Consider the following 25,881-nt stretch of genomic DNA (forward strand, 5'->3'; position numbering starts at 1 on the left):
AATTTGTAAAATTAAATTAGAGCAGGTGGAGTTGTTGCCTTTTTACTCTCTTTTAAAAAAAGTGCTACTTTTTCACTAAATAGTGTATCTTTTTCGATATTTGTAGATGTTAAAAATACTTTTATCTCATCTTTTAATTCTTTTGAATAAATTTTTTGATCATAGTTTAAAATGTTCAAAAAGATTGAGTTGAAAAAAATTTGTTCGACTAAAAAATCAAATTCTTTATCATAATTTTCTACTCATTCAATTCTCATAGCAAATTTATATACAAAAAATAGGATTATTAAAGTAACCATCAATAAAAAACTAGAAGATGCAAAAATTAAAATTCCTATGCTATATTCTAAATCATCTGTCTGCTTTGAAAAAAATTTTATTAAATAAAGAATAACAAAAGGTGCTGTTAAAATAACTAGTTTACTAACAGCTCTTAAGTGATCTTTTTTAATCATTCATTTTAAATTTTTCGTATTATTTGAGTTGATTTCTATGAAATATAGAAATTTACTAAATTCAATAGTTGTAACTAAAAGTAAAATAAACATAAATAATATATTAATAGAAACATTAAAATGGTTAAAAATAAAATTTGCTTTCCCGCTTATAAATATATTTTCTCCAGAAATAGCAGATAAATAGAAATGCAAAATTAAAGAAAAAATAAAAACACTTGGTATAATTTTTTTGCTAATTGCTTTAACTTTTAACATTATTTCATCCCCATTTTTTAAATTATACAACTTATGAATTTAAATACAAGTTTTGTAAAAGCATTTTAATATTTAAAAATATTTTTATTCATTCTAGAATAATAAAAAAATCCTTTAGGGGATTTTTTCATTTTAGTCATTTACTTTTAACGCTTCAATTGGATTAATTTTTTGTATACTCAATCAACCTATTGCAAACGTTGTAATATATATTGATGCAATTACTAAAAACACAAGGAATGGTAATCAAATTTCAAATTGTACTGGTAATACCCATGTTGTATTTATTGCCAAATAATTTGTAATAATTATAAATATATATCATCCTACTGCAAATCCTATAATATACATTATAATTACAGGCGCTATATATATTCCTAAAATTTGTCTTACTACATAACCATTTGAATAACCTAAGGTTTTCATTGTAGCTATAAATTGTTTATTTTCATAAATAATTAAACTTGTTGTTAAAAGTATTATTGTTGTAGAAACAATAACTGCTATTGTTATAAATAATATAATAATCATATTTACAACATCTGTTAGTTGACCTAGAATTATTCTAGTTTGCTCTTTTGGTAACATTGTTGAAAGTGTACCAATTCCATATCCTTCATTAAAGTTTTTTGTATCTATTACATAACATTTTTGTTTTTCTTCTGTTGTTTCATATTCACTAGTTTCTTGATCACATTCAGTTTCTATCATATTGTAATTTCCATTTAAACCAATAGAGCTAAAATCAGCGATTCTTGAAGATATTGAAAATCCATCAGTTAAATCAAGCATTTCACTTGTTGGACTATATTTGTAATTAAATATTGGAAATAAATTTTCATATAATTGATTCATATTTCTTCAACTTGAACCAATTTCACTCTTATTAACTTTTTCTATAAAGTCTTTATAAGAAACTTTTTTTCTCCCATAAATTCTTCTAAACTTAAATTATCAACTTTAATTTGATCATTAAATCCTTCATATTTATAAATTGGATTTCCTTTTGGATATTCTTTTGCAAATCATTGCTCAAAGTTTTTTTCATTTATTTTGTCATATCCTAAAATTTTATTTGCATTATCATTTGAAATTCAACATTGAGGTTGTCCATAACCATTTTGAATTCCCACAATTTTAAATTGCTTATTTAGTATCTCTTGATTAATTGATAATTGACCATTTCGATAATTTTTATATATTTCCATTGTTTCAACTGCTTTATCAGCTTTAGAACTAGCAATAGTATTAGATTGTCCTATTGATGATGCAGATACGGTTTTTCCAACAGGAAGTGGAGAAGCAGTTGGGCTATCTGCATATAGATAGTCATTTGTATATCATCCATATGTTGATTGTGTTCTTAATTCTGAAAAATCAATAGCCTTATCATTTTCTAAATTATGTCCATATGTAACATCATCTAATGAAATTTCTTTGTCATTTTGATATAGCATATCTCTTAAAACCTCAAGATTAACAATATCTCCTGCATTTTTATTAGTTTTTTTAGCAAAACTTTGATTAATAATTAAAGGAATTGTATCTGAATCTTCACTTAAAAATAAATTTCGTTTTAGATCTTTATTTTTTGAGTTTTTTAAATCAATTAAAGATGAGTTTTGATTTATTCCAAATATTTTGGCATTTTCTTGTTTATTATTTACTGTTTTAAATTTAGTGTTTAAAACAGTTCCCAATTCATCTTGTTTATTATCATAAGGTATAATATTAAAACTTATATTATAATTACTATTTTCTTGGATAGCTTTTTTAATTGCTTCTTGTACAAAATATGTTGCTCTTGTATAAGTTGTTTGTAAAACTGCCATACCCATTCTTCCATCAAGAGTTGCTCCAAATCAATAAGTTAATCCTGTATTTAATTCTTTTAATTCATTCTCTGTCATTTCATTAATCTGACTATCAGTTAAATCAAGAGGACTTATCTCTTTTTCATCTTCTTTAATTCAAACAAAATCAGCAGTTTTTTCTTCTACTGGTTTAATTTTATTTAATAAATTTTTGTCATAATAATTTTTTTTATTATTTTTTATTTCCTTATTAAATTTATTATTTATAAAGTTATGAACGAATTTATTATCCTTCACAGATCCTTCATTATAAGTTAATGATAATCCTTGTATATATTTATTATATATTTTTAGCATTTTAAAAGTATATTCACGAAGCTCTGTTTTACTTGGTGTTTTTGTCATGCTACTTAATTCTTTCATCAATTGTGTATAATCTGGTCATTGACCTTGCAAAGTTTGTAATGCAGTTCCAGAAGTTAGAAGTCCTGTTGCTGTTGCTTTATCTAAATTTCTTAGAAGATTTGTTGACATATTTCTTCAATTTAAATATGAAAATTCTGATCAAAAGAAAACATTATCTGCTGCTATATCATAAGTATAATAATAAGGACTTATCTCTCCTTTTAATAGTTCTTGTACAACTTTTTCTCAATCAATACTATTATTAATATCGTTTGATGATGGTTGATTTTCATCAACTCCATCTTTTATTGGATATGCAGTTCACCCTTTAGTAAAACCAGCAGGAGTTGTTTGAAGAATACCATTTCCTGTAATTTTTTTTCCTGCTCCTGCATCTCTTATTAAAACTTGTTCCTTATATTGACCTCAACCTGTATTTTCACTTTCAAAATTTGGATTATATGTTTTATAAAATGATCATGGATTATTTGCAATTGGCTGAGTATATTCCACCATGTTTTCATAGTTCATTCCATTAAAAGTTGCTGTTATATTATCTTTCATAACTTTTGGAGCAATGACTGTTGTTGTTATAAGTGTTGCACTTAATAACATTGTTACACTAACACCAACTAATTTACCCAAAGAAGTAGTTAAAAGTGCAGTTCTCAATCTATAATTAAAGCTTCTTTTTGATGAAAGTTGTTTTATTTTTATTGATAATTTGTTAATTACTTTATCATCTCCACCTTTTAATAAAGTTAAAGCTGATTTTTTTATAGTTCAATAACCAATAGAGAATGTAAGAATTGTTAATAAAACTCACAATGCTAGTAGACTTGCTGCAAAAGCAACTGGGTTAAATTGAAATTTAAAGAATGAAATATTGAAGTAAGTTGAAAAAACACCAACTATTTCTGATTCTATAAAAATTGATAATATATATCCTGCAAGAGAACCAATTATTGAAACTATTAAGGGTATGGCAATAAAGTTATTTACAATTTCACGTTTTTTATATCCCAATGATTTTAAACAACCTATTTGTCTGCTCTGTTGTTCCACTTGTTTTTTTGTTGTTAAAATTGTTGTAAATCCAGCAATTAGTATAATAACTATAATTAAACCATTTGCCATTACATTATAGCCAATCATAACTGAATCAAAACTTGTAGTTCTTGTTGCAAATTTATATAAAGGATCTTTTGCATCATATATATATTTTAAATCTTTAATATTTACAGATATATATTGTTTATATTCATCTTCCATTTTACTTCTTAATTCTTCTGAAGGACTATCATTAGATTTAATAGAAAAATATACTTCTCTATCTTTTTCAGAAGCAACAACTACTTTTGCTGTTTGAACTGTATAAGTTGACATTTTTCTTTTATATAAATTATTTTCATTTTTTTTATCAGTAAAACTATATATATCTGATTGATAACCCATTCAAATTGAATCCATATAAATGATTGCTTCATTTTTTGTGTTAGGCATAATAGTTGTTTCATCTATTATTGGCGTTATAAAATCAGCTGAGGTCCCTATTCCTACAACTTCAAATCATACTTGATTTTCATATCTACTATTTTTAAGTAAATCTTGAGGAGAATCTTTATATTGATTTAAGTCTTCTTTTAATTTTTTACCATCTTGTGAATTGAAGTTCGAGTTTTTTACTAAAAAATCATCTCCATATTTATCAGAATTTACTCTAATAATATCGTTTAATTTTATATCATTTGCTTTTGCAAAAGATTCATTAATAACAACTTCTTTTACTCCTGCATTAAAATTTCTACCTCTTGATACTACTAATTTATCAACACCATTATTTGTATCTGAATTAATTTTAGATACTGTTTTAATTTTCATACTTTCGTTATTATTTTTTACTCCATTTAATAATCTTGCTTCTGTATAAGAAATATCAAGATTATATTTTAGAGCGATTTGATTTAAGATATATTGTTGATAAAGTTCTTTATTTTGAACAATAGTTTTATCAACTTTATAATCTGATAGCTTATCTCATAAATTTTCTTCTTTTGATTCTTGACTATTTGGATCATTAATTTGATTGTCTAAATTTACATCTAAAATATAGTCTTTCATGTTTGAAGAAACTATAAGTTTATCATAAGCACCTGCAACTCTAGTTGAAGTTGCAGATAAAACAGATGTTACTAAAGAAACAAGCATAACTAAAAGTGACAAACCTATTATTTGAGATTTGTTTTTTCAAGAAGATTTAAATGCGTTTTTTAATAAAAGTCTAATTCCTTTCATATTATTTTTTTCCTCCTATTCAATTTATTTTTTTAAATTAAATAATGAATTTGGTGGAGTCACTCCTCTTTTAAAAATTCTTAAACTTAAGCTCTTTTTTGAATTTATTATTTGCTGAATAAATAAATTTTTTTCAAAAACCTCTTTAAATTTAATTTTTATTTTACTAAAAATTAAATATGGCATATTTACAAATTTTGTATCATTTTCCTCTTCAATAAAATTTTTAAATACTGCAAAAAATATTTTTTCACTTATATTTAACTTTACAACTTTTCTCAAACGGTTAAAAATTAAATTTAAAGAAATAATTATAATTGAAAAGAAAATAATAGAAACTAAAGAAAAAATTAACAAAATCTCTAAATTAATAATTTTTTGATTATCTTTTCAAATATAATCAAATGCTTGTGCTTCTGTTGAAATAAAAATAGGTACTGAAATTATAATAAGTTTGAAAAAATCACTTAAAAAATTACCCCTTGCTAGGAATTTAAATGTTTTTATTTCATAAAAAGTTCTTTTTAAATGAGAAATAATAATTGATGATTCAATTATTATTCACAAGCATAAAGCTGTTATTATTATTGTATTTATAATTGATGCTATTTGAATTACTTGATAAAATTTATAATTCCCTTTAGCATATGAAATTGAGATAAATAAGATACTTAAATGCATGATTACAAATAAAATATATACATTTTTAGCAATTTTTTTATTTATTGAATGCTTCATTTTTGAGTACCTCTACTATTTTATATGATAACACTATAAGGTTGAAAATCAAATCTGGTTTATAATAATATTTTCTACTAAAACTTATAAAAAATAAAAAAATGTGCTAAGCACATTTTAGTCAGTTAACTGTAAGCAAAATTTATTATATACCTTTTCCTTCTTGTTCTACTAAAACTTATGCAAAAAAGATAAACTAATAAAGATTATTTACTTCTTATTTTTTGGTATATTTAAGTTCTCTTAACTGACTTAAATATATATTACACTAAAAAATAATTAATAGTCTATTTTTTTTAAAATAAGTCCTTCTGGATTTGCTATAAAAGGCATTTTTTCTTCTCTCATATTTAGAACATTTTCAATTTTTTTAAAGTTAATTTTATTTAAACTATAAGCAATAGAGGCACCAACAATCATTCTTATTTGATATCTTATAAAACCTTTAGCTTTAAACGTTATTGTGAAAATATCTTTTTCTAAATTTGTTTCAATTGAATTAATCGTTCTTTTAGTCTCAATTAACTCTTTTTCTTCAATTTTTAAACCTGAGAAATTATAAAAATCATAAGTTCCTATAAATATATTTAAAGCTTCTTTCAATTTAAATAAATCAAGTTTGTTATTTGGTGAAAAATAATATCTATTTTCAAAAACATTATTTTCCCCTAAATTGATTTTATATTCATAAGTTTTCTCTTTACAATTTCTAACTCTAAAATCTTTTGCTATTTCTTTTACATTTAAAATTTTAATGCCCAAAGGAAGACTTCTATTAAGTGCATTTAAAAACCCTTGTACATTTGGTTTAAAATTTAGTTCTACTCATGCTTTTTGATCTTGTGCATGAACTCCTGAATCAGTTTTTGAGGCTCCCACTATTCTAAATATTGAGTTTCGTGCAACTCGCGAAATTGCAGATTCTAATTCTCCTTGAATAGTTGATTGATTTTTTTGTTTAGCTCAACCACAAAAATCAGTTCCATCATATTGAATTGTAAATAAATAATAATACATATTAATAAATTTTAAGAAAATAGAATGCTATCTATTCTAGGAATTTGTAATAGGTTTTCAAGTGAAGGAATATTAATATAACAAATTAAAGCTGAAAATACACCTATTCCTAATATAAAAATAACTATATCTAAAATTCTAAACTTAACTTGTCTATATCTTGTTCTTTTTGCATGTGGATCATATCCTCTTGAATCCATCGCATATGCTAAATCCTCAGCTTTTTGGAAAGCAGAAACTAGTAAAGGAATTATTAAAGAAGTCATTGATTTAGCTTTATCAACTAATTTACCATTTTTAAAGTCAATACCTCTTGAAGATTGAGCTTTCATAATTCTTCCTGCTTCATCAATTAAAGTAGGAATCATTCTTAAGGCAATTGAAATAATTGTTGAAAAAATATAAACAGGTATTCCAATTAGTTTTAATGGTCATAATAAATCTTCAATAGCTAAAGTTAATTCCAAAGGTTGTGTTGTTCCAGTCAATATTGTAGTTAATGTAATCATTAAGAATATTCTAATTGTCATATATAAAGCTGAATATAATGCTTTTTCTGAAAAACAAAATGCTTTTCATTTATAAATATAACCAAAGCTATTTGCACCTGTATTATATCCTCCATCAGCAAGATTTGAGAAGTTTTCTGGCCTTAGCATGAATATATTTATAAGTATAAGAACTATAAAAATAAATGTTATTGGAAAAAACAATTTAAACAACATTTTAAAACTTAATTTACTTACAGCATACATTAAGAATATAAATGTAGCAATTAAAACAAATCCTGTATATCCTATAGGAAAAAATACAACAACAATTAAAGCAATAATCATAAATAATTTTAACCTTGGGTCCATTTTATGAATCATTGAATTATACGGCATATATCTACCAAATACCATTCTCATTATTAATTTTCTCCTTTCCTATTTTCTTTTAGATTTAATTGCTTTTGCAAGCTCTTCTACTGTTCTAAATTCAACGTTTGTAATATCTAATCCTGCATCTTTTAATTTATGTGCAAGTTTATATAATTTTGGTGGTTCAATTTCTATTTTTTTCAACAATTCTGAGTTTGAGAAGATTTCAAAAGGTGATCCTTTTGAGATAACTTTTCCTTTATGCATTACAATAACTTCATCAGCTATTTGCAACACATGATCCATATTATGAGTTACAATAATAATTCTTTTTCCATTTTCTTTATTTAGTCTATAGAATAAATTCATAAAATCTTCTTCACCTTGTGGATCTAAACCTCCAGTTGGTTCATCTAAAACTAATGTATTTCCATTCATTGCAATAATTCCTGCTATTGCCACACGACGTTTTTGTCCCCCACTTAAATCAAATGGACTTCTTTTTACATAATCTTCCGGTAAATCTACCATCCTTAATAATTCAGGAACTTTTTCAAAACTTTCTTTTTTATTTGCTCCTAAATTAATTGGACCAAATGAGATATCTTTTTCAATTGTATCTTGAAACAATTGATATTCAGGAAATTGAAATACTAAGCCAACTTCTCTTCTTAACTCTTTTACTTGTTTAATTTTTTTAGTGGAAGCAGGTATTTGGAAATTCCCAATAATTGTTCTACCTGTTTCTGTTACTAATAAACCATTTGTTAATTGAATTAAAGTAGATTTACCACTACCTGTCATACCAATTACTGCTGTAATTTTACCTTCTTGTATTGTTAAATCAGTACCATTTAATGCCCTAAATTCAAAAGGAGAATTTTTACTATATGTATATGAAACTGAATCAAATTTAATTTCTCCATTAAAGTCTCATTTTGGTTCAGTTGCAATATTCATTTTTCTTTTGAATTCTTTTTTATTAGCTGAGTTTTTTTCAGATATATTTTCATATCATTTTTTAACTTCATTTACTCTTTCTGGTATTAATTGTTTATCATTTTTTATATAATCTTTAATTTCTTTTTGATATTGTTTTTGATTTTTTTGATCATTTTTTATTAAAAGAGAGATTTCTTTATGTTTTTCTTTTCGCTTTTTAGCATCTTTTTTTTGTTTTATAGAAAGTTCTTTAGTATGTTGTTTATGCTCAGCTTTAGCTTCTTTTTTATCAGCTAATAATTTTGCCTTTTTCTCTGGTGACATTTTTCTTATTTTTGACATATATTTTTCACCAACTCTTCCAAATTTGCACTTCCTGAGATTTTCATTCCTTCATTTTGAAGTGCTTCTTCAATTTGGGCAACAAAAGGAATATCTAAATGAATAGATCTTAAAAATTCTTTTTCACTTAGTATTTCTTTTGGTGATCCAAATTTTACTAATTCCCCTTTATTCATAACCATAACTTTATCTGCATTTAAAATTTCATCCATATCATGAGTTATTGAAAAAATTGTTTTTTCTCTTGTATTTTTTAATTCCACCATGATTTCTTTAACTTCACTTTTTCCTTTTGGATCAAGCATACTTGTTGCTTCATCAAAGATTAAAATGTCAGGAGATAATGCTAAAGCTGATGCAATAGCAACTCTTTGTTTTTGTCCCCCACTTAACATTAAAGGCTCATGATCAAGATAGTCTTGCATTCTAACTTTTTTAGCCGCATTCATTATAATATGAGGCATTTTTGATGGTTCAATTCTTCTATTTTCTAAACCAAATGCAATATCATCTCTAACTGTAGAACCAATAAATTGATTATCCGGATTTTGAAAAACAATTCCTAAGAATTTACGAATCATATTTATATTATTTCTCGTAACTTTATTTCCATAAACTTCTATTGATCCATTTGTTGGTTGTAAAACTCCTATTATTATTTTTGATAAAGTTGATTTACCACTACCATTATGACCTATAATTGCTACATAATCTCCGTGTTTAATTTCAACACTAACACCATTCACAGCAAATGGATGTCCTTCTCTATATCTGAATTTAATATTATTTAATTTAAGAGCAATATCTGATAGTTGAGCAAGTTGTCCCCCATGTCCTCTATCTTTTATTGCAACTTTTGATTCTTTATATATAAAAACAGCAAGTTTATAGTCCTCAAATAATTTTCAATACTCTTTTGAATTTTTGCTTACAGTTTTTAATTTGGCTTTTGATTCTTTTACATTTTCTAAAAAGAAACTATTGTCAGTTATTTCTTTATATTCTTTTTTTATTGTTTTGTATTCATTTTCTGCATTTTTTACAAAATCAATATCTACCTCTCGCTTAGAGAATTTGCTTCTTGCGATAATCATTTTTTGACTTGCACGAACTAATTTATCATTATATTCATTCAATTTAAGTCTAAAATCATTCAATTTTTCAGTTGCATTTAAATTTGTTGACATAGCATTACCTCTCATACATTAATCATTATATCAAATATAAATATTTAAAAGTACTTAATTATAAAAAATATAAATAAGTCTAATAAAAAATAGCTAATTATTTAGCTATTTTTCTAATTAAATTATAATACAAAGCATATGAAACTATATCAGTTTTAGTTTTTTTGTATATTAATTCAAATTGATTTTCTTGAAAATTAAACTTTATATGTCCAACTTTTCCAAAAACTTTTGCTCCCTCAAAATAAGCTTTCTTAAGTTGTGAAGTTTGATATTTTTTTCAAGTTCCATTTATTTCTAACTTAATCTCATTTTTTATTCGTAAAACCTTAAATGATTTAAGTATTTCACCATTACATACAAATCCAAAATCAGTTAAATCAATTAGTGTATTATTATAGCCAATATAAGAGTTTAATAAATTATTGTTTCTATAAGAGAAAATAAGTCCTAATATTGCAGTTAATATTGATCCTATTAAAGCACAAATAACTATTATAACTTGATTTGAATAATTAGAATCTAGTTTTACTTGAGTTAATAAAATCATTGATCCTATTAAAGTAAAAATAAATATTAATTCATAAACTATTACAGTTTTTCCCATATTATAGCTTGTTATAAAAGTTAAGTTATAAAAGAAAAAAAATAATAATAGTTAAAATTATAGCAATGATTTTAAATCTTGAGAAAATTTCATTTATATAAGAACTTGCCATAGGAAGCAAAATAATCAATGGAATTAATATAAGTAATTGAATTCATATTGCAGATCTATATTTTGCAAATATATTATCAATTCTTCTCTTTTTTTTACTTTTCACTGTTATTTATATACACTTTTTAGATTATTAAATTTAATTTCTTGATTTTTTCTTATTGCTTTTACAGAATCTAGAAACATTGTTACTGATGAATAAAATATAACAATAATAACAATTCACAATAAGATTTTTTTAAATTCAACTTCACTTAATCCAAGACCATATTTAATTCCCATAAATAGAACTAAAAAAGAGATGAAATTTCCTAAAATTCCTCCTATCATTAATGATACAGAGAGTTTTGGAACATAATTCTTATCTTTTACAAATTTAAATGTTGATACTGGCATTAGAAAGGCACATGCACCCATCATAATTGGATATGCAGCTCCCCCATCCATTCCTAGCAAACTGATAACAGCAAGAGCTGGAGCATATAGACCAACTCCAAAGCTCATAAGAGCACCTAAAATTAAGAAAGCAAAAGTGGCTATATAAAATTTCAGATCGCTTAAAGAAAATCCTGTAACACCTTCACCACTATTAATTAAAGCAACACTTGGGTGACTTAATAACATAAGCAAAGCACTTATGAATAAAACTACTGCCATTGCTGTTTTAATAAATAATTTATTTACCTTATTGGCAACAGCAGCTCCTATATAACTTCCAATTACAGCAGCTATGATTAAAACAATAAGAGTTAAAATATCTACTTTAATAACAGATATCATAATTAAAGCTTGCAAAATTATAGGTAAAACATAACCAGCATTTAAAGTTCCAGGTATTTTTTTATCATCTTCAATTAATCCTATTGTATTTGAAATTGATATGGTTGGAGCAAATGCCCCTACTCCAAATAATCCTAACAGACCTACAAATAGTGAACTAAAGAAACCCTTATTCATAGGATATTTTCTTTCTTTTGCAAGACTAGTTTTTGCATTAATAACAATAAAACAGGTTGTTATCAATCCCAAAACAACTAAAAGCATTGAAATAATAAATGCTGGTAGTGCTTCTTTATTAAAAGTGGAGTAATTTTGGTCTGTATTTGGTAAATAAACTGCATAATTTAGTGCTAGGGTTGTTGCCATTACAAGTGGAACTATAATTAGTGGAATAACAATAAATAAAGTTTTACTTATTGAACTTTTAGATGATAAGTATTTATTTTTTGCTTCTAAAAGCTCTTTATTATATTTTTTAAAAATTTCTTCTAATTTAAGCTCAAAATTTCTTTTTTGTTTTATTAAAGCACCTTTAGTGGATAAGTTTTCAGTTGATTTAATAAATTCTTTTAATAATTTTCTTTTTTTATATCAAAACTCTTCTTTAACTTTTTTTAAGTTTTGTTTGCTAGTTTTTGATAAGATTTCTTTTCTATTTTTAGATAGTTTTTTTAATTCTCCTCTCTCTTATTTTTAAAAGGTTTAAATAATCTTGACTATCTTTTTCAGAATGTTTAATTGCCTTAATTTGCTTTATAGTTAAGGTATTTTCATATTTAAGTTTTTTTACTTCTTCTTTATATTTTGATAAAACTTCTAAATAAGTAATCTTATTTTTTAATCTAATTTCTTTTAATTCCTTACTTTTTTTTAACTTTGAAAACTCAGTTAACATTTTATCTGATTCTATAAGTTCATTATTAAGTTTTGTTGATAAAATAGCAATTTCAGTTTTAGTTCTTTCAGCTTGTTCAACTTTTTTAGCAATCTGATCATCTAAATCATAAATTTGTTTTTCAATTTTCATTTTAATTTCTTCCTTTATACTCTTATATCTTTTTTTATTTTTTTGAAGTTGCTTTTTTATCAGCAGCTTTAAGACATTTTTTTATGATGTTCTCAAATCCATCATTATCTAAAACTTTTTGTCCTTCAATTGTTGATCCATTTGGTACACAGATTTGATTCACCATTGTTCTTAGATCAATTCCAGAATTAGCACAATTTTTAATGCTTCCAATTACAGCAGTTTCTACAATTCTATAAGCTTGTTCTTTTTCAAATCCCTTTTCGATTGCATAGTCTGTGATTGCTTTAAAAAAAGAAATCACATAAGATGGTAAACACCCTGAAATTGCAGTAAGTGTACCAAATTTAACTTCTTCAATAATTTCAACTATTCCACAATTTTGAAACATTTCCACAACAAAATCTATTTTTTCTTTTGATGCATCTTTATGTGCAATAGCTGTAACTGATTCTCTTATTGACGCGTTCATATTTGGCATCATTCTTATAATTGTTAAATCTTTTTGATTTTTAAAGTTAGATTCTAATCGTTCTATATCAACAGCATTTGCCATAGATACAATAGTTCTTCATTTTAAGTTTAATTTATCTAATTGAGAACATAAAGAATCAATAGCATCTGGTCTTGTTCCAATTACAATAACATCAATTCCTTCTGATTCAATTTCCTCAAGTGAATTAATAGCTGTTAATTTATCTAATGAGTTAACAATTTTATCTTGTAAATCCTTAAAAGCATCATATCCATATATTTTTGCTTTAAAATTATTATTTGCAAGAATTCCTTTTACTAGTGAAGAACCCATATGTCCTAATCCAATAAACAAAATTTTTTTCATAAATACCCCCAAATATTATAAACCTTTCATTAGAAACTTTTTTAATCAAAGCAAATTAAAAAAAAAAAAAAAAACACCAAATAGTGTTTTTAATTATGCTAAGAGTTTTTAATTAAACTAACTCTATGATACACATTGGTGCATTATCACCACGACGGTTATCCAATTTAAGAATTCTTGTATAACCACCTTCTCTTGTTTTAAATCTTTTTGCGATTGTTGTAAACAATTTTTGTAATGCAGTTTCTTTTTCTGAAGCATCAACATGTCTTAATCAAGCAGCTGCTTGTCTACGAGCATGTAAATCTCCTCTTTTACCAAGTGTAACCATTTTGTCAAAGTGTTGTCTTAATTCTTTAGCTCTTGTTTCAGTGATTTCTAATCTTTCTGAAATAATTAGCTCAGTAGTTAAGTTTCTCATTAATGCAACTCTTCAAGCAGTATTTTTACCTCTTTTTTGAATGTATGACATATAACTACACCTCTTCCTAATCTTGTTTAAAAGTTAGTCCTAATTGAACCACTTTATCTTTTATTTCTTTTAATGATTTTCTACCCAAGTTTCTGATTTCTTGAATATCATCTTCTGTACGTGATACTAAATCACGCAATGAGTTGATGTTTGCTCTTTTTAAACAGTTTAAACTTCTTTGTGTAAAGTCTAGATCTTCAATTAAGCGATCTAATTCTTTTTCATCTTCTTCGTTTGTTGCACCAATAACATTTAAATCATTAATTTCGTCATTTAAATTAACAAAGAATTGTAAGTGTTCTACTAAGATTTTTGCAGCTGTTGCTACTGCATCACTTGCTGTAACTGTTCCATCAGTTTCAACTTCTAAAATTAACTTTTCTAAATCTACTGATTTACCAATTTTTGTTGCATCTACATTATAAGAAACTCTAACAATTGGAGAATAATTTGAATCAATTGTAATTGCATCTACAACTAATTTTTCTTTTTTATTTTCTTTAAATGATCTATAACCTCTTGAGTTTTTTGCAAATAAAGTTAAATCTAAAACTCCTCCATCTGCTATTGTACAAATATGTAGTTTTGGATTTATAATTTCAACTCCTGTAGGGACAATAATATCTCCTGCAGTGATTGCTCCTACTCTTGTTGAATTAACTTTTAATTCAACAACTTCATCATCTTCAAATATTTTTGTATCAATTTTTAAAGCTAATTTTTTTAAATTTAATATAATTCTACTTACATTTTCAACTATTCCATTGATTGATGTAAATTCATGAGCAGCTCCAGCAATTTTAATTGCATAAACTGCTGCTCCTGGTGTTGATGATAGCAATGTTCTTCTAATTGCATTACCAAGTGTAGTTCCAAATCCTCTTTCAAGTGGTTCTACTTTAAATTCCCCATAATTTCTGTTTTTTTCTTCTTTTAATAAATTAAATTCTGGTCTTGAAAACTGTTTCATTAATTATATTAACCTCTTGGGCGTTTTGGGGGACGCACTCCATTATGAGGAATTGGTGTTGTATCTTTAATTGCTGTTATTTCTAATCCGATACCTTGTAAACTTCTTACAGCAGCATCTCTTCCTGGACCTGGACCTTTTACCTCAACTGAGATAGTTTTTACTCCATTATCCATTGCTCCTTTTCCTGCAGCTTCTGCAATCATTTGAGCAGCGTAAGGTGTTGATTTCTTACTTCCTTTAAAACCCATAGCTCCAGCACTTGATCAAGATATTACGTTACCTTTCTCATCTGAAACCGTTACGATTGTGTTATTGAATGTTGAGTGAATGTGAGCTATACCTTTAGCAATATTCTTTTTAACTTTTTTCTTGTTATTGTTTTGTCTATTATTTGCCATAGTTTATACCTCTCTAACTATTTTTTCTTGTTAGCTACAGTTTTTCTTGGACCTTTTCTTGTACGTGCGTTAGTCTTTGTAGATTGTCCACGAACTGTAAGTCCTTTTCTGTGTCTCATTCCTCTGTAACATCCAATTTCCATTAAACGTTTAATGTTTAATGCTGTTTCTCTTCTTAAATCTCCTTCAGTTTTAACTTTTGAGATTTCTTGAGAGATTGATTTGATATTATCTTCTGATAAATCTTTAACTCTTGTATCTTCGCTTACTTTTGTAGCCTCAAGGATTTTTTGTGAAGTTGATAAACCAATACCATAAATATAAGTTAGAGCAATAACTACTCTTTTTTCATTAGGTATTTCTACCCCATTTATACGAGCCATTATTAATTTCCTTTCTAAAAGATTAACTAATTTTTTGTTTAATAATATTAATTATTAAATAATTAACCTTGACGTTGTTTATGTTTTGGTTGTTCACAAATAATCATTACACGGCCTTTACGTCTAATTACACGACACTTGTCGCAAATTTTTTTGACAGATGATCTTACTTTCATCTTTTCTAACCTCCTGATTTTGTGCACTTATTTTTTTATATTTATTTTAATTGAAATTACCTATTTACCATTTTTAAAACGGTATGTAATTCTTCCACGTGTAGGGTCATATGGTGAAATTGCCACAGTTACTTTGTCACCTGGTAAGATGCGAATGTAGTTCATACGGATTTTACCAGACACGTGGGCGTCTATAACTATTTCATTTTCTAATTTCACCTTAAAAGTAGCATTTGGTAGTACTTCTAAAACAGTACCATCCACTTCTAAATAATCTTCTTTTGCCATTATTCTGTTTCCTCCTTTGGTTTAAATAAAGTTAATACCTCTGGGTTTCCTTCAGTTACCAAAATAGTATGTTCAAAGTGGGCAGTCATGCTACCATCTTTTGATGATACTGTTCAATCATCATCAGCAACAACAGTTTTATCTGTTCCTATTTGTACCATTGGTTCAATACAAATAGCCATTCCTGGAACTAATCTCATTCCAGTATTTTCTATTCCTACATTAGGAACAAAGGGATCTTCATGCATTTCTAATCCTATACCGTGTCCTGAATAATCTGTTGGCAAATGATAACCATTTTCTTCAATAAAATTTTGAACAGTTGAAGAAATGGTTCCGATGCGCACACCGGCTCTTACATGCTCAATTGCCAAGTATAGTGACTTTTCAGTCAACTCTATTAGTTTATCATACTTTTTGTCTTTTGAGTTACCACAAGTTACTGTTATTGCTGAATCTGCATGATATTTTTCATAAACACAACCAGCATCAATTGATACTATATCGCCATCTTGTAATACTCTATTTTTAGGAATACCGTGAATTAATTGTTCATTAATTGAAATACAAATATGGGCAGGAAAACCTCCATAACCTTTAAAATTGCTTGTACAACCTTTACTTGTAATAAAATCAATGAAAAATTTATCTAAATCTAAACAATTTATTCCTGGTTTAATAAGTTTTTTTAATTTATATAAAGCTTCTCCAAGTACTTGTCCAGCATATCTCATTTTCTCAATTTGTTGTGCATTCTTAATTGTAACTGCCATCTATCTTAAGAACCTAATACTTTTTTAACTCTATTGTATAGTTCTTCAGGAGAACATTTATCAGCATCTACTTTAATAATTTTACTTTTATAGAATTCTATTAAAGGTGCTGTTTGAGTATGATATGCTTCTAATCTTGTTTTAATTTTATTTTCTTGATCATCTGGTCTTGTAATTAATTGTCCACCATCAAAATCACATATTCCCTCTTTTAATGGTTTTCTGTTAATTTTGTGATAACTTCTTTTACAGATTTTGCAAATCATTCTACCTGTTAATCTTCCCAATAAAACATCTTGATTGATTTCAAGATAAATAACTTTATCAATTTGATTATTTAAATTTTTTAACATAATATCTAATGATTTTGCCTGATCATCGGTTCTTGGATAACCATCAAAAATTAATTCAGATGATCTTGTTTTTAAATAATTTTCAACCATTGAATTAGTAACAGAATCAGGAACTAAATTTCCATCATTCATATACTTTTGAGCTTCTATTCCTAAATCTGTTTTATTTGAAATGTTTTCCCTAAATAAATCTCCAGTAGATAATTGAGTAAAGTTGTCTTTCTCACAAAGGAACTCTGAAAGAGTTCCTTTTCCACTACCTGGAGCTCCAAGCAATATTATATTCATAAATTATTGTTTCTCCTTATTATCAAATATGTGAATTATATGAAGTTTCTTCTTCTTTAAATTTATCTTGTTTTTTGTCCAAGAATGATTGTTGAATTAATCTTCCTTTTAATTGCTGTACTGTTTGAATTGAAACAGAAATAACAATAATTAATCCTGTTCCTCCAATAGCCAAGTTTGATGGCAATGAAGTAATTTTTGTAATTACATATGGAAGAACTGCAATACCTGCAAGGAATAGAGAACCCATTATACTTAATCTATTGATTACACCAGTTAAGAATTTCTCTGTCTCTTTTCCTGGTTTAATTCCAGGAATAAAGGTTCCTGATTTTTTAAAGTTCTCTGCAATTTTTTCTGGATTGATTTGAACTTGTGAATACAAGAAAGTAAATAGAATTGTTAATACTCCATATATTGAAATTCCTCATCATGTACCAAATGATAGATAATTTTGTGTAAATGCTACAAATCCGTTACTTGGATTACTTGCAGCAATAATTTGAGCTACTGTCATTGGAGTAGAAATAATTGCTGATGCAAAGATAACTGGAATAACTCCCGCATTATTTAACTTAAGTGGTAAATAAGGGGTGTGCTCTTTTGTATCTACTAATCCCGAACCTGTTTGTTGGATTGGAATTTTTCTTTCAGCTTCATTCATTACAACAACAACAAATATAACAAATAAGAATGAAACTATATAAATTAAGAATTTTAATAATCCATCAAATAAGATTGTTGGTTCTCCCTTTAATTCAACTCAGAATTTAAATGTATTTGTAAAGTTATTAGGCATTTGTGAAACAATACCTGTAAAGATGATAATTGAAACTCCATTACCAATTCCCTTAATTGTAATTTGATCTGAGATTCATAACATTAAAAATGTTCCACCAAGCATTATTGTTGGGATTAATATGTAATAGAATCAAGCAGGACCTGTACCTTGAGCATTTGTTCCTCATTTTGCATCTATTAATCCTTGACTTGTAAGTGTAAAGATTGTTGCAACTGATTGCATTAAAGCAAAAGGAATAGCCAATAATTTTGTTAATCTATCTAATTTTCTTCTTCCTCTTTCTCCTGATTTACTTCATCTTGTTAAAACAGGAATAACATCTGTTGAAAGTAATTGAACTATAATAGATGCTGTAATATAAGGAGAAACTCCTAATGCTAAAATCGAGAATTGCCCAATTGATCCTCCCCCTAAAGTAGAAAGTAACTGGAAGAAATCTTGATTTCCAACTTGTTCTTTAAAATTTGATGATACTTGAATACCTGGGACTGTTAATAATGTTCCCATTCTAATTAGAATTAATACTATTAAAGTAAAAACGATTCGTTTTATAAGATCTTTGTTTCTGATAAAGAAACCACCTTTAGCGAATTCGTTTTTATATTTAGTTGATTTAGCCTTTTTAGTTTTTTTAACTTTAGCAGCCACTCTAAATCACCTCTACTGTACCGCCAGCTGCTTTAATTAACTCTTCAGCGCTTTTTGATACTTTATTAACTTTAACATTTATTGACTTTGTAATTTTACCATTTCCTAGCACTTTTACCAAAGTTTTTTCATTTTTAATGATTTTTTTCTCCATTAGTGTTTTGTGATTTACATCTTTTAAACCTAATGTTTCTAATTTATCTAAATTGATTAATACAAATTCTTTTCTATTTAAACTTGTGAAACCAATTTTAGGTAATCTTCTGAATAAAGGAGTTTGTCCCCCTTCAAAACCAGGTCTTACCCCTCCACCAGAACGTGAATTTTGACCTTTATGTCCTCTAGTTGATGTTTTACCTTTACCAGAAGCCATACCACGACCAACACGAGTTGCGTCTTTTTTACTTCCTGGTGTAGATTTTAATTCATGTAATTTCATAAAATAATTACTCCTTCTTAAGCTGTTGTAGCTTCTTTAGTTTCTTTTTTAACTTCAACTTGAGTTCCACGTAATCTTGCAATTTGTTCTGGTGTTTGCATTTGTTGTAAACCTTCTAATGTAGCTCTTATCATATTTATAGGTGTATTTGATCCCAATGATTTAGTATAGATATCTGAAATTCCAGCTAATTCGACAACAGCACGAACTGGACCACCAGCAATAACCCCTGTACCTTTTCTTGCAGGTTTAATCATGACTTTACCAGCTCCATAGTGTCCCATTACATCATGGGGAACTGTTGAACCAGCTAAAGGAATTCTAATTAAAGATTTTCTTGCTTCTTTAATAGCTTTCTTAATAGCATCTGGTACTTCATTTGCTTTTCCTGTTCCTAATCCAACTCTACCTTTTTTATCACCAATAACTACAACTGCTGCAAATCTGAATCTACGTCCACCTTTTGTAACTTTTGTAACACGGTTAATTGTAACAACTCTTTCTTCATAAGGGTTGTCTTCTCTATTTCTGTTGAATTTTGGATCTCTTCTTTGTCCATTAGGTTTATTGTTGCTATTTGGTCTTGTGTCTTTTTTGTTTTGACTGTTTGAATCTGCTTTTGGAGCAGTTTCAGTTTTAACAACTTTTGTTTCTTCTGCCATTTTTCCTTAATCTCCTTTTAGAATTTCATACCATTTTCTTTTGCAGATTCTGCAAAAGCTTTTACTTTACCATGGAATAAGTATCCACCTCTATCAAATACTACATTAGATATTTTTTTATTTTTTGCTTTTTCTGCAATATCTTTACCTACAGCTTTTGCTGCATCAATATTACATCCATTTTTTAATCCCAGTTTGATTGAAGATGATGATACTAATGTAACACCTTTAACGTCATCAATAATTTGAGCATAGAAGTATGTGTTTGATTTAAATACATTTAATCTTGGTTTAGCACTAGTTCCTGACACTTTATTTCTTACTCTATAGTGTCTTCTTTTTCTTGCTTCTGCTTTAGTGTATTTCATAATTACTTCTCCTTAGCAACAGCCTACTTACCAGCTGCTTTACCTTCTTTTCTAATGATTTTTTCATTTTTGTATTTAACTCCCTTACCTTTATAAGGTTCAGGTCTTCTATATGCTCTAATATTTGCTGCTACTTCTCCAACTAATTGTTTATCAATTCCTGATATTTTTATTTCTGTTGGTTTTGGGATTTCTACTGTTATTCCTTTTGGAACTTCATATTCCACTGGGTGTGAAAACCCAAGTGATAAGTTGATTTTATTTCCTGCAAGTGCAGCTCTATAACCAACCCCAACAATTTCAAGTTCTTTAATAAAACCTTGACTAACTCCTGTTAGCATACCTTCAATTAAAGAATTTGTTGTTCCATGCAATTGTTTTGTATGTTTATTTTCATTTGCTCTTAAAGTTTTTAGTTCTGCACCTTCAACTTTAATTTCAATTAATGGACTAAAAGTTTGAGTTAACTCTCCTTTTGATCCTTTTATAGTTACAACGTTATTTGTTTCAACTTTAACTTCTACTCCAGCAGGAATTGCTAATATTCTGTTTCCTATACGTGACATATATTAATTCCCCCTATTATCAAACAAATGCTAGAACTTCTCCACCAATATTTTGGTGACGAGCTTCTTTATCTGTTATGATTCCATTTGAAGTTGAAACGATTGCAATACCTAACCCGTTTAATACTTGAGGTAAGTCATAAGAATTTGAATAAACTCTTAATCCTGGTTTTGAAATTCTTTTTAATCCTTTAATAACTCTAATTTTCCCTTTGTATTTTAAGCTTATAGTAATGTCTTTCTTAAAGTCATCTGCAACTTTGAAGTCTTCGATAAAACCTTCTTTTTTAAGAATTTTTGCTATTTCTAATTTTACTTTGCTTCCTGGAATTAGAACTTCTTTGTGATAACGTTGGTTAGCATTTCTAATTCTAGTAAGCATATCTGCGATTACATCTGTTGTCATAATTTCTTTTTCCTTTCACTATCATGAAGCTTTCTTAATACCAGGGATTTGTCCTTTGTATGCTAAATCTCTAAAGCACACACGACATAGATTAAATTTTCTCAAAACTGAATGAGGTCTACCACAATTTCCACAACGTGTGTATTCTCTAACTTTGAATTTTTGGACTTTTGCTTGTTTTACTTTTAATGATTTTTTTGCCATTTTATCCTATTCTCCTCAATTACTTAACGAAAGGCATTCCTATTTTTTTTAGTAATGCAAATGATTCGTCCTTGTTAGTTGCTGTTGTAACTATTGTTATGTCCATCCCACGAACTTTTTTTACTTTATCATAATCAATTTCTGGGAAGATAATTTGTTCTTTGATACCCATTGTATAGTTTCCTTGTTTATCAAAACTAGTTTTAGGTACCCCTCTAAAGTCACGTACACGTGGTAACGCAACTGATATTAATTTGTCTAAGAATTCATACATTCTTTTTCCTCTTAAAGTAACTTTTGCTCCAATTGGCATACCTTCACGCAATTTGAACACCGCTAAAGATTTTTTAGCTTTAGTTACAAGAGGTTTTTGACCTGTGATTTGTTGTAATTCAAGAACTGCATCATCTAATTTCTTAGTATCTTGTACAGCATCTCCAATTCCCATATTTATAACTACTTTTGTGATTTTTGGAACTTGCATGATTGATTTGTATTGCTTTTCTTTAAATAATTCTGGGATGATTTTTTCTTTATATTGTTTTTCTAATCTATTAACATTTGCTTTTGTTGCCATATTAACTTATCCCTTTCCTATTTAACTTCTGTTCCAGATTTTTTAGCAATTCTAACTTTTTTTCCATCTGCAATTTTGTATCCAACTTTTGTAGCACTATTTTTTACTTTTGGATCAACAAGTGAAACGTTTGAAGCATCAATTGATGCAGGAATTTCTCTAATTCCACCTTCTTGATCTGTTTGTGAAGGTTTTGCATGTTTGATTGCAACTATTCCTTCTACATATACTCTTTTTTTATCTTTTGATAATTTAACTACTGGTCCAATTTTTCCTTTATGTGTTCCGGCGATTACTTTTACTACATCTCCTCTTAAGATTTTTGATTTATTCATAAAAGTTCTCCTTCTATAACACTTCTGGAGCTAAGGATGCAATTTTTGCAAAACCTGCATCCTTTACTTCACGTGCAATTGGACCAAAGATACGAGTACCTCTTGGTGATTTATCATCTTTAATAATTACTGCAGCATTTTCTGAAAATTTGATGTATGTTCCATCAGCTCTTCTTAAACCTCTAACAGTTCTAACAATAACAGCTTTAATTACTTGACCTTTTTTAACAGCTCCACCAGGTGCTGCTGATTTAACAGTTGCAACAACAATATCTCCTATATTTGTAAATTTTCTAACACTTCCACCTAAATTACGAATAACCAATATTTCTTTAGCTCCTGAATTATCTGCAACTTTTAATCTTGATTCATTTTGTATCATTCTACTATACCTCTAAATTAAATAATTGCTTTCTCAATAACTTTAACAAGTCTAAAGTTTTTAGTTTTACTCATTGGACGAGTTTCCATAATTTCAACTCTATCTCCCATTTGAGCTTGTGAGTTTTCATCATGTGCTTTATATTTTTTTGAATACTTAACTCTTTTTTTGTAAATAGGGTGGTTTTTATATGTTTCAACTAAAACAGTTATGGTTTTGTCCATTTTATCTGAAACAACTCTACCTGTGTAAGTTTTTCTTAAATTTCTTTCCATAGTTATTTAGCTCCTTTTGTTGTTGCTTTTTTAAGTAATTTTTTTTCTGCTGCCTTTTTATTTGCTTCTTCAATTTGTTTTTTTGCTTCTTGAGCATTAGATCCAAAAGTATATGTTTTTGCATCTTTTGGCTTACCTGAAAGTTTTAAATCAATACCTTCAATACCTTCACCTTTAGCAACTCCAACTTTCATAGGTTTCATTTCAAATCCTTGAAGTGATTTTTTACCTTTTCCTGTTGGTACTGCTTCACCAGTTTTAATTGGTTTAATAACAGTTTCTTTTATTTCAGGTTTTTTTACTTTAGATTCAACTTTTGTTGTAGCTGCTACCTTTTTAGGTTCAGCTTTCTTTACCTCAACTTTTGGTGTAGCCTCTTTTTTAGGTTCAGCTTTCTTTACCTCAACTTTTGGTGCAGCCTCTTTTTTAGGTTCCGCTTTCTTTACCTCAGGTTTTGATGCAGCTGCCTTTTTAACTTCAGCTTTCTTTACCTCAACTTTTGGTGCAGCCTCTTTTTTAGGTTCAACTTTTTTTACTGTTTCTTCTTCAATTTTTGATTCATTTACTGCATTTTCCATTGCTGCCATAATAGCATCTTCTGAAACATCATTTTGTGAACCAAATTGTTCTTGTTGAAGTTTTTCAATCATTTCTTTGTGTTTTTTACGAACTTCTTTACCAGCTTTTTCAGCATTTTCAACTGCTTGTGAATAGTTAGCTTTAATAGTCTGATTAATATTTTCACCAGTTCTTTTTCTTTCACCTAATAACATTTCAATTCTTGCAATATCTTTTTTTAGAGCAGGAATTCTATGAGTTTGTTCTAAACTACCTACTGCTACTTGAAACTTAAGTGCGAATAATTCGGCACGGCGATCTTCACCTAATTTTATTAAATCTTCAATTGATTTTGTTCTTAATTCCATCATGAAGTCAACTGATTTAGACATTATTCATCACCTCTCTTAACGATTTTGCAACGTACTGGTAATTTGTGCATTGCTAAACGTAAGGCTTCACGAGCAACTTCTTCTGAAACTCCACCAATTTCAAACATAAATTGGCCAGTTTTAACTACTGCTACTCATTCTTCAGGAGATCCTTTTCCTGAACCCATACGTACTTCTAATGGCTTTTTAGTTTTTGCCATATGGGGAAATATTCTAATTCAAACTTTTCCAAAACGTTTCATATAACGTGTCATAGCAATACGTGCTGCTTCAATTTGTCTTGAAGTAATTCAAGCACCATCTAATGACATTAATCCATATTCACCAAATGCGATGAATTTTCCACCTTTTGCTTTTCCTTCATAACTCACTCTGTGAGGACGACGGAACTTAACTCTTTTGGGCATTAACATAACTATTTAACCTCCCTTGGTGTTTTTTGTTGAATTTTTTTATCTTCAATTACTTTTGAATTGTTTTGATTGTTTTTTCCTAAAATTTCCCCGTGATTAATTCAAACTTTAACCCCTATTTGCCCATATGTAGTTCTTGCTTCATATAAGGCATAATCGATATCACTTCTTAAAGTTGACAATGGTACTGAACCTTCTAAGTAACCTTCAGTACGAGCCATTTCAACTCCACCAAGTCTTCCAGAAACTGAAGTTTTAATTCCTTTAGCTCCTGCTTTTAAAGCTTTTCTAATTGCTAATTTTTGTACAGTTCTAAATGATGCACGATTTGTAATTTGTTCTCCAATAAATGTTGCAACTAATTTTGCATCAACATCTGGATTTTTAATTTCTATTACTTTAACTTTTACATCAGCTTTTCTGTCTTTAATTGTTTTTCTAACTGTTAAAACGATATTTTCAACATTTTTACCTTCTTGTCCAAGAACGATAGCTGGACGAGCAGAACGAATTACTAGAGTGATTTCTTTTTTAGTTCTTTCGATTTCAATTTTTGAAACTGCTGCATTTTTTAATTGTTTTTCAACAGCTTTTCTAATTTTGATATCTTGATGTAATCACTTAACATATTCACCTTTTTCAGCATATCAACGATTTTCTCAACCTCTGATAATACCTATACGTAAAACATTTGGAGATACTTTTTGTCCCATAACTCTATAATTCCCTTCTATCTTTCGTCGCTAACCACTATTGTAATGTGGCTAGTTCTTTTCAAAATTTCATATGCTCTACCATGAGCTCTTGGTCTAAAACGTTTTAATGTTGGTCCTTCGTTAACGAAGATTGTTTTAACAAATAATTGATCAGCTTCCATACCATTGTTGTTAACAGCATTTGCTACAGCTGAGTTTAATAATTTTAATACTGGTTCTGAAGATCTTTTGTCTTGATTTTGAAGAATTGCTACAGCTTCTGATATTTTCTTACTTCTGATAGAGTCAGCTACTAGTCTAACTTTTCTAGGTGATATTCTAATCATTGTTAATTTTGCTTTTGCTTCCATAT

The 25,881-nt window shown here is 27.6% G+C and carries 34 protein-coding genes and 1 pseudogene; all 35 read right to left on the reverse strand.

The window, feature by feature from the left end; genetic code table 4:
* Window positions 1-11: 11 nt before the first annotated feature.
* The 35 genes and pseudogenes from SFLOR_RS05190 to rplV all read right to left on the reverse strand — a co-directional run bounded on the left by SFLOR_RS05190 (window position 12) and on the right by rplV (window position 25,879).
* Window positions 12-713, reverse strand: a complete 702-nt coding sequence (locus SFLOR_RS05190) for a hypothetical protein (protein ID WP_100917011.1) — start codon at window positions 711-713, stop codon at window positions 12-14.
* A gap of 132 nt (window positions 714-845) precedes the next feature.
* The gene (locus tag SFLOR_RS05195) at window positions 846-1,568 is read right to left on the reverse strand and encodes an ABC transporter permease (protein WP_100917012.1); all 723 of its coding nucleotides are present in this window, start codon (window positions 1,566-1,568) and stop codon (window positions 846-848) included.
* Window positions 1,569-1,609: 41 nt separating this feature from the next.
* On the reverse strand, window positions 1,610-5,227 hold the full coding sequence (locus tag SFLOR_RS05200; protein WP_100917013.1) for an ABC transporter permease: 3,618 nt from the start codon (window positions 5,225-5,227) through the stop codon (window positions 1,610-1,612).
* A 24-nt stretch (window positions 5,228-5,251) separates the two neighbouring features.
* The gene (locus tag SFLOR_RS05205) at window positions 5,252-5,965 is read right to left on the reverse strand and encodes a hypothetical protein (protein ID WP_100917014.1); all 714 of its coding nucleotides are present in this window, start codon (window positions 5,963-5,965) and stop codon (window positions 5,252-5,254) included.
* 279 nt (window positions 5,966-6,244) lie between these two features.
* On the reverse strand, window positions 6,245-6,982 hold the full coding sequence (gene truA, locus SFLOR_RS05210; protein ID WP_100917015.1) for a tRNA pseudouridine(38-40) synthase TruA: 738 nt from the start codon (window positions 6,980-6,982) through the stop codon (window positions 6,245-6,247).
* Between the two features lie 11 nt (window positions 6,983-6,993).
* Complete coding sequence (locus SFLOR_RS05215; RefSeq protein WP_100917016.1) at window positions 6,994-7,893, reverse strand: energy-coupling factor transporter transmembrane component T family protein; 900 nt, start codon at window positions 7,891-7,893, stop codon at window positions 6,994-6,996.
* A gap of 18 nt (window positions 7,894-7,911) precedes the next feature.
* A complete protein-coding gene (locus SFLOR_RS05220) occupies window positions 7,912-8,805 on the reverse strand; it encodes an energy-coupling factor transporter ATPase (protein WP_100917141.1) in 894 nt (297 codons plus the stop codon).
* Between the two features lie 311 nt (window positions 8,806-9,116).
* On the reverse strand, window positions 9,117-10,316 hold the full coding sequence (locus SFLOR_RS05225; protein WP_245858714.1) for an energy-coupling factor transporter ATPase: 1,200 nt from the start codon (window positions 10,314-10,316) through the stop codon (window positions 9,117-9,119).
* A gap of 97 nt (window positions 10,317-10,413) precedes the next feature.
* Entirely contained in the window at window positions 10,414-10,923 is a 510-nt protein-coding gene (locus SFLOR_RS05230) for a hypothetical protein (protein WP_100917017.1), read from the reverse strand.
* Window positions 10,924-11,142: 219 nt separating this feature from the next.
* Window positions 11,143-12,180: a sulfite exporter TauE/SafE family protein gene (locus SFLOR_RS05240; RefSeq protein WP_100917019.1), complete on the reverse strand. Its 1,038-nt coding sequence runs from the start codon at window positions 12,178-12,180 to the stop codon at window positions 11,143-11,145.
* A gap of 292 nt (window positions 12,181-12,472) precedes the next feature.
* Window positions 12,473-12,841, reverse strand: a complete 369-nt coding sequence (locus tag SFLOR_RS05245; RefSeq protein ID WP_100917020.1) for a hypothetical protein — start codon at window positions 12,839-12,841, stop codon at window positions 12,473-12,475.
* Window positions 12,842-12,875: 34 nt separating this feature from the next.
* Window positions 12,876-13,682 carry a pyrroline-5-carboxylate reductase family protein gene (locus tag SFLOR_RS05250; RefSeq protein ID WP_100917021.1) on the reverse strand — a complete coding sequence of 269 codons (807 nt, stop codon included), beginning with the start codon at window positions 13,680-13,682 and terminating at the stop codon, window positions 12,876-12,878.
* A gap of 112 nt (window positions 13,683-13,794) precedes the next feature.
* A complete protein-coding gene (gene rplQ, locus SFLOR_RS05255) occupies window positions 13,795-14,154 on the reverse strand; it encodes a 50S ribosomal protein L17 (RefSeq protein ID WP_100917022.1) in 360 nt (119 codons plus the stop codon).
* Window positions 14,155-14,170: 16 nt separating this feature from the next.
* Window positions 14,171-15,124, reverse strand: a complete 954-nt coding sequence (locus SFLOR_RS05260) for a DNA-directed RNA polymerase subunit alpha (protein ID WP_100917023.1) — start codon at window positions 15,122-15,124, stop codon at window positions 14,171-14,173.
* 8 nt (window positions 15,125-15,132) lie between these two features.
* A complete protein-coding gene (gene rpsK, locus SFLOR_RS05265) occupies window positions 15,133-15,525 on the reverse strand; it encodes a 30S ribosomal protein S11 (protein WP_100917024.1) in 393 nt (130 codons plus the stop codon).
* A 17-nt stretch (window positions 15,526-15,542) separates the two neighbouring features.
* Window positions 15,543-15,908 carry a 30S ribosomal protein S13 gene (rpsM, locus tag SFLOR_RS05270; protein ID WP_100917025.1) on the reverse strand — a complete coding sequence of 122 codons (366 nt, stop codon included), beginning with the start codon at window positions 15,906-15,908 and terminating at the stop codon, window positions 15,543-15,545.
* A 62-nt stretch (window positions 15,909-15,970) separates the two neighbouring features.
* Window positions 15,971-16,084 carry a 50S ribosomal protein L36 gene (rpmJ, locus tag SFLOR_RS05275; protein WP_020834730.1) on the reverse strand — a complete coding sequence of 38 codons (114 nt, stop codon included), beginning with the start codon at window positions 16,082-16,084 and terminating at the stop codon, window positions 15,971-15,973.
* A gap of 60 nt (window positions 16,085-16,144) precedes the next feature.
* Entirely contained in the window at window positions 16,145-16,372 is a 228-nt protein-coding gene (gene infA, locus SFLOR_RS05280; protein WP_053946570.1) for a translation initiation factor IF-1, read from the reverse strand.
* Complete coding sequence (gene map / locus SFLOR_RS05285) at window positions 16,372-17,145, reverse strand: type I methionyl aminopeptidase (RefSeq protein WP_100917026.1); 774 nt, start codon at window positions 17,143-17,145, stop codon at window positions 16,372-16,374. The genes infA and map overlap by 1 nt, the downstream gene beginning before the upstream one ends.
* 5 nt (window positions 17,146-17,150) lie before the next feature.
* A complete protein-coding gene (locus SFLOR_RS05290) occupies window positions 17,151-17,786 on the reverse strand; it encodes an adenylate kinase (protein ID WP_100917027.1) in 636 nt (211 codons plus the stop codon).
* Between the two features lie 19 nt (window positions 17,787-17,805).
* Entirely contained in the window at window positions 17,806-19,236 is a 1,431-nt protein-coding gene (gene secY / locus SFLOR_RS05295) for a preprotein translocase subunit SecY (protein WP_245858715.1), read from the reverse strand.
* Window position 19,237: 1 nt separating this feature from the next.
* Window positions 19,238-19,675 (reverse strand): 50S ribosomal protein L15, encoded by a 438-nt coding sequence (rplO, locus tag SFLOR_RS05300; RefSeq protein WP_100917028.1) that lies wholly within the window; start codon window positions 19,673-19,675, stop codon window positions 19,238-19,240.
* Window positions 19,676-19,692: 17 nt separating this feature from the next.
* The gene (gene rpsE / locus SFLOR_RS05305) at window positions 19,693-20,337 is read right to left on the reverse strand and encodes a 30S ribosomal protein S5 (RefSeq protein WP_100917029.1); all 645 of its coding nucleotides are present in this window, start codon (window positions 20,335-20,337) and stop codon (window positions 19,693-19,695) included.
* Window positions 20,338-20,354: 17 nt separating this feature from the next.
* Window positions 20,355-20,705 carry a 50S ribosomal protein L18 gene (gene rplR / locus SFLOR_RS05310; RefSeq protein WP_100917030.1) on the reverse strand — a complete coding sequence of 117 codons (351 nt, stop codon included), beginning with the start codon at window positions 20,703-20,705 and terminating at the stop codon, window positions 20,355-20,357.
* 23 nt (window positions 20,706-20,728) lie between these two features.
* Window positions 20,729-21,271 carry a 50S ribosomal protein L6 gene (gene rplF, locus SFLOR_RS05315; RefSeq protein WP_100917031.1) on the reverse strand — a complete coding sequence of 181 codons (543 nt, stop codon included), beginning with the start codon at window positions 21,269-21,271 and terminating at the stop codon, window positions 20,729-20,731.
* A 16-nt stretch (window positions 21,272-21,287) separates the two neighbouring features.
* Window positions 21,288-21,677 (reverse strand): 30S ribosomal protein S8, encoded by a 390-nt coding sequence (gene rpsH, locus SFLOR_RS05320; RefSeq protein ID WP_100917032.1) that lies wholly within the window; start codon window positions 21,675-21,677, stop codon window positions 21,288-21,290.
* An 18-nt stretch (window positions 21,678-21,695) separates the two neighbouring features.
* Entirely contained in the window at window positions 21,696-21,881 is a 186-nt protein-coding gene (locus SFLOR_RS05325) for a type Z 30S ribosomal protein S14 (protein ID WP_020834740.1), read from the reverse strand.
* Between the two features lie 19 nt (window positions 21,882-21,900).
* A complete protein-coding gene (rplE, locus tag SFLOR_RS05330) occupies window positions 21,901-22,458 on the reverse strand; it encodes a 50S ribosomal protein L5 (RefSeq protein WP_100917033.1) in 558 nt (185 codons plus the stop codon).
* Between the two features lie 17 nt (window positions 22,459-22,475).
* Window positions 22,476-22,793 (reverse strand): 50S ribosomal protein L24, encoded by a 318-nt coding sequence (rplX, locus tag SFLOR_RS05335; RefSeq protein WP_100917034.1) that lies wholly within the window; start codon window positions 22,791-22,793, stop codon window positions 22,476-22,478.
* Window positions 22,794-22,806: 13 nt separating this feature from the next.
* Window positions 22,807-23,175: a 50S ribosomal protein L14 gene (rplN, locus tag SFLOR_RS05340; protein WP_100917035.1), complete on the reverse strand. Its 369-nt coding sequence runs from the start codon at window positions 23,173-23,175 to the stop codon at window positions 22,807-22,809.
* Between the two features lie 17 nt (window positions 23,176-23,192).
* Window positions 23,193-23,450, reverse strand: a complete 258-nt coding sequence (rpsQ, locus tag SFLOR_RS05345) for a 30S ribosomal protein S17 (RefSeq protein WP_100917036.1) — start codon at window positions 23,448-23,450, stop codon at window positions 23,193-23,195.
* A 536-nt stretch (window positions 23,451-23,986) separates the two neighbouring features.
* A pseudogene (gene rpmC, locus SFLOR_RS06130) lies at window positions 23,987-24,400 on the reverse strand (50S ribosomal protein L29); the annotation flags it as partial.
* Window positions 24,400-24,813 carry a 50S ribosomal protein L16 gene (rplP, locus tag SFLOR_RS05360; protein WP_100917037.1) on the reverse strand — a complete coding sequence of 138 codons (414 nt, stop codon included), beginning with the start codon at window positions 24,811-24,813 and terminating at the stop codon, window positions 24,400-24,402. The gene rplP and the pseudogene rpmC, both read right to left, overlap by 1 nt.
* A 2-nt stretch (window positions 24,814-24,815) precedes the next feature.
* A complete protein-coding gene (gene rpsC / locus SFLOR_RS05365) occupies window positions 24,816-25,526 on the reverse strand; it encodes a 30S ribosomal protein S3 (RefSeq protein WP_100917038.1) in 711 nt (236 codons plus the stop codon).
* Between the two features lie 17 nt (window positions 25,527-25,543).
* Window positions 25,544-25,879: a 50S ribosomal protein L22 gene (gene rplV, locus SFLOR_RS05370; protein ID WP_100917039.1), complete on the reverse strand. Its 336-nt coding sequence runs from the start codon at window positions 25,877-25,879 to the stop codon at window positions 25,544-25,546.
* Window positions 25,880-25,881 lie beyond the last annotated feature (2 nt).

Source organism: Spiroplasma floricola 23-6, from assembly GCF_002813555.1.
GTDB classification, from domain to species: Bacteria; Bacillota_I; Bacilli_A; order Mycoplasmatales; family Mycoplasmataceae; genus Spiroplasma_A; species Spiroplasma_A floricola.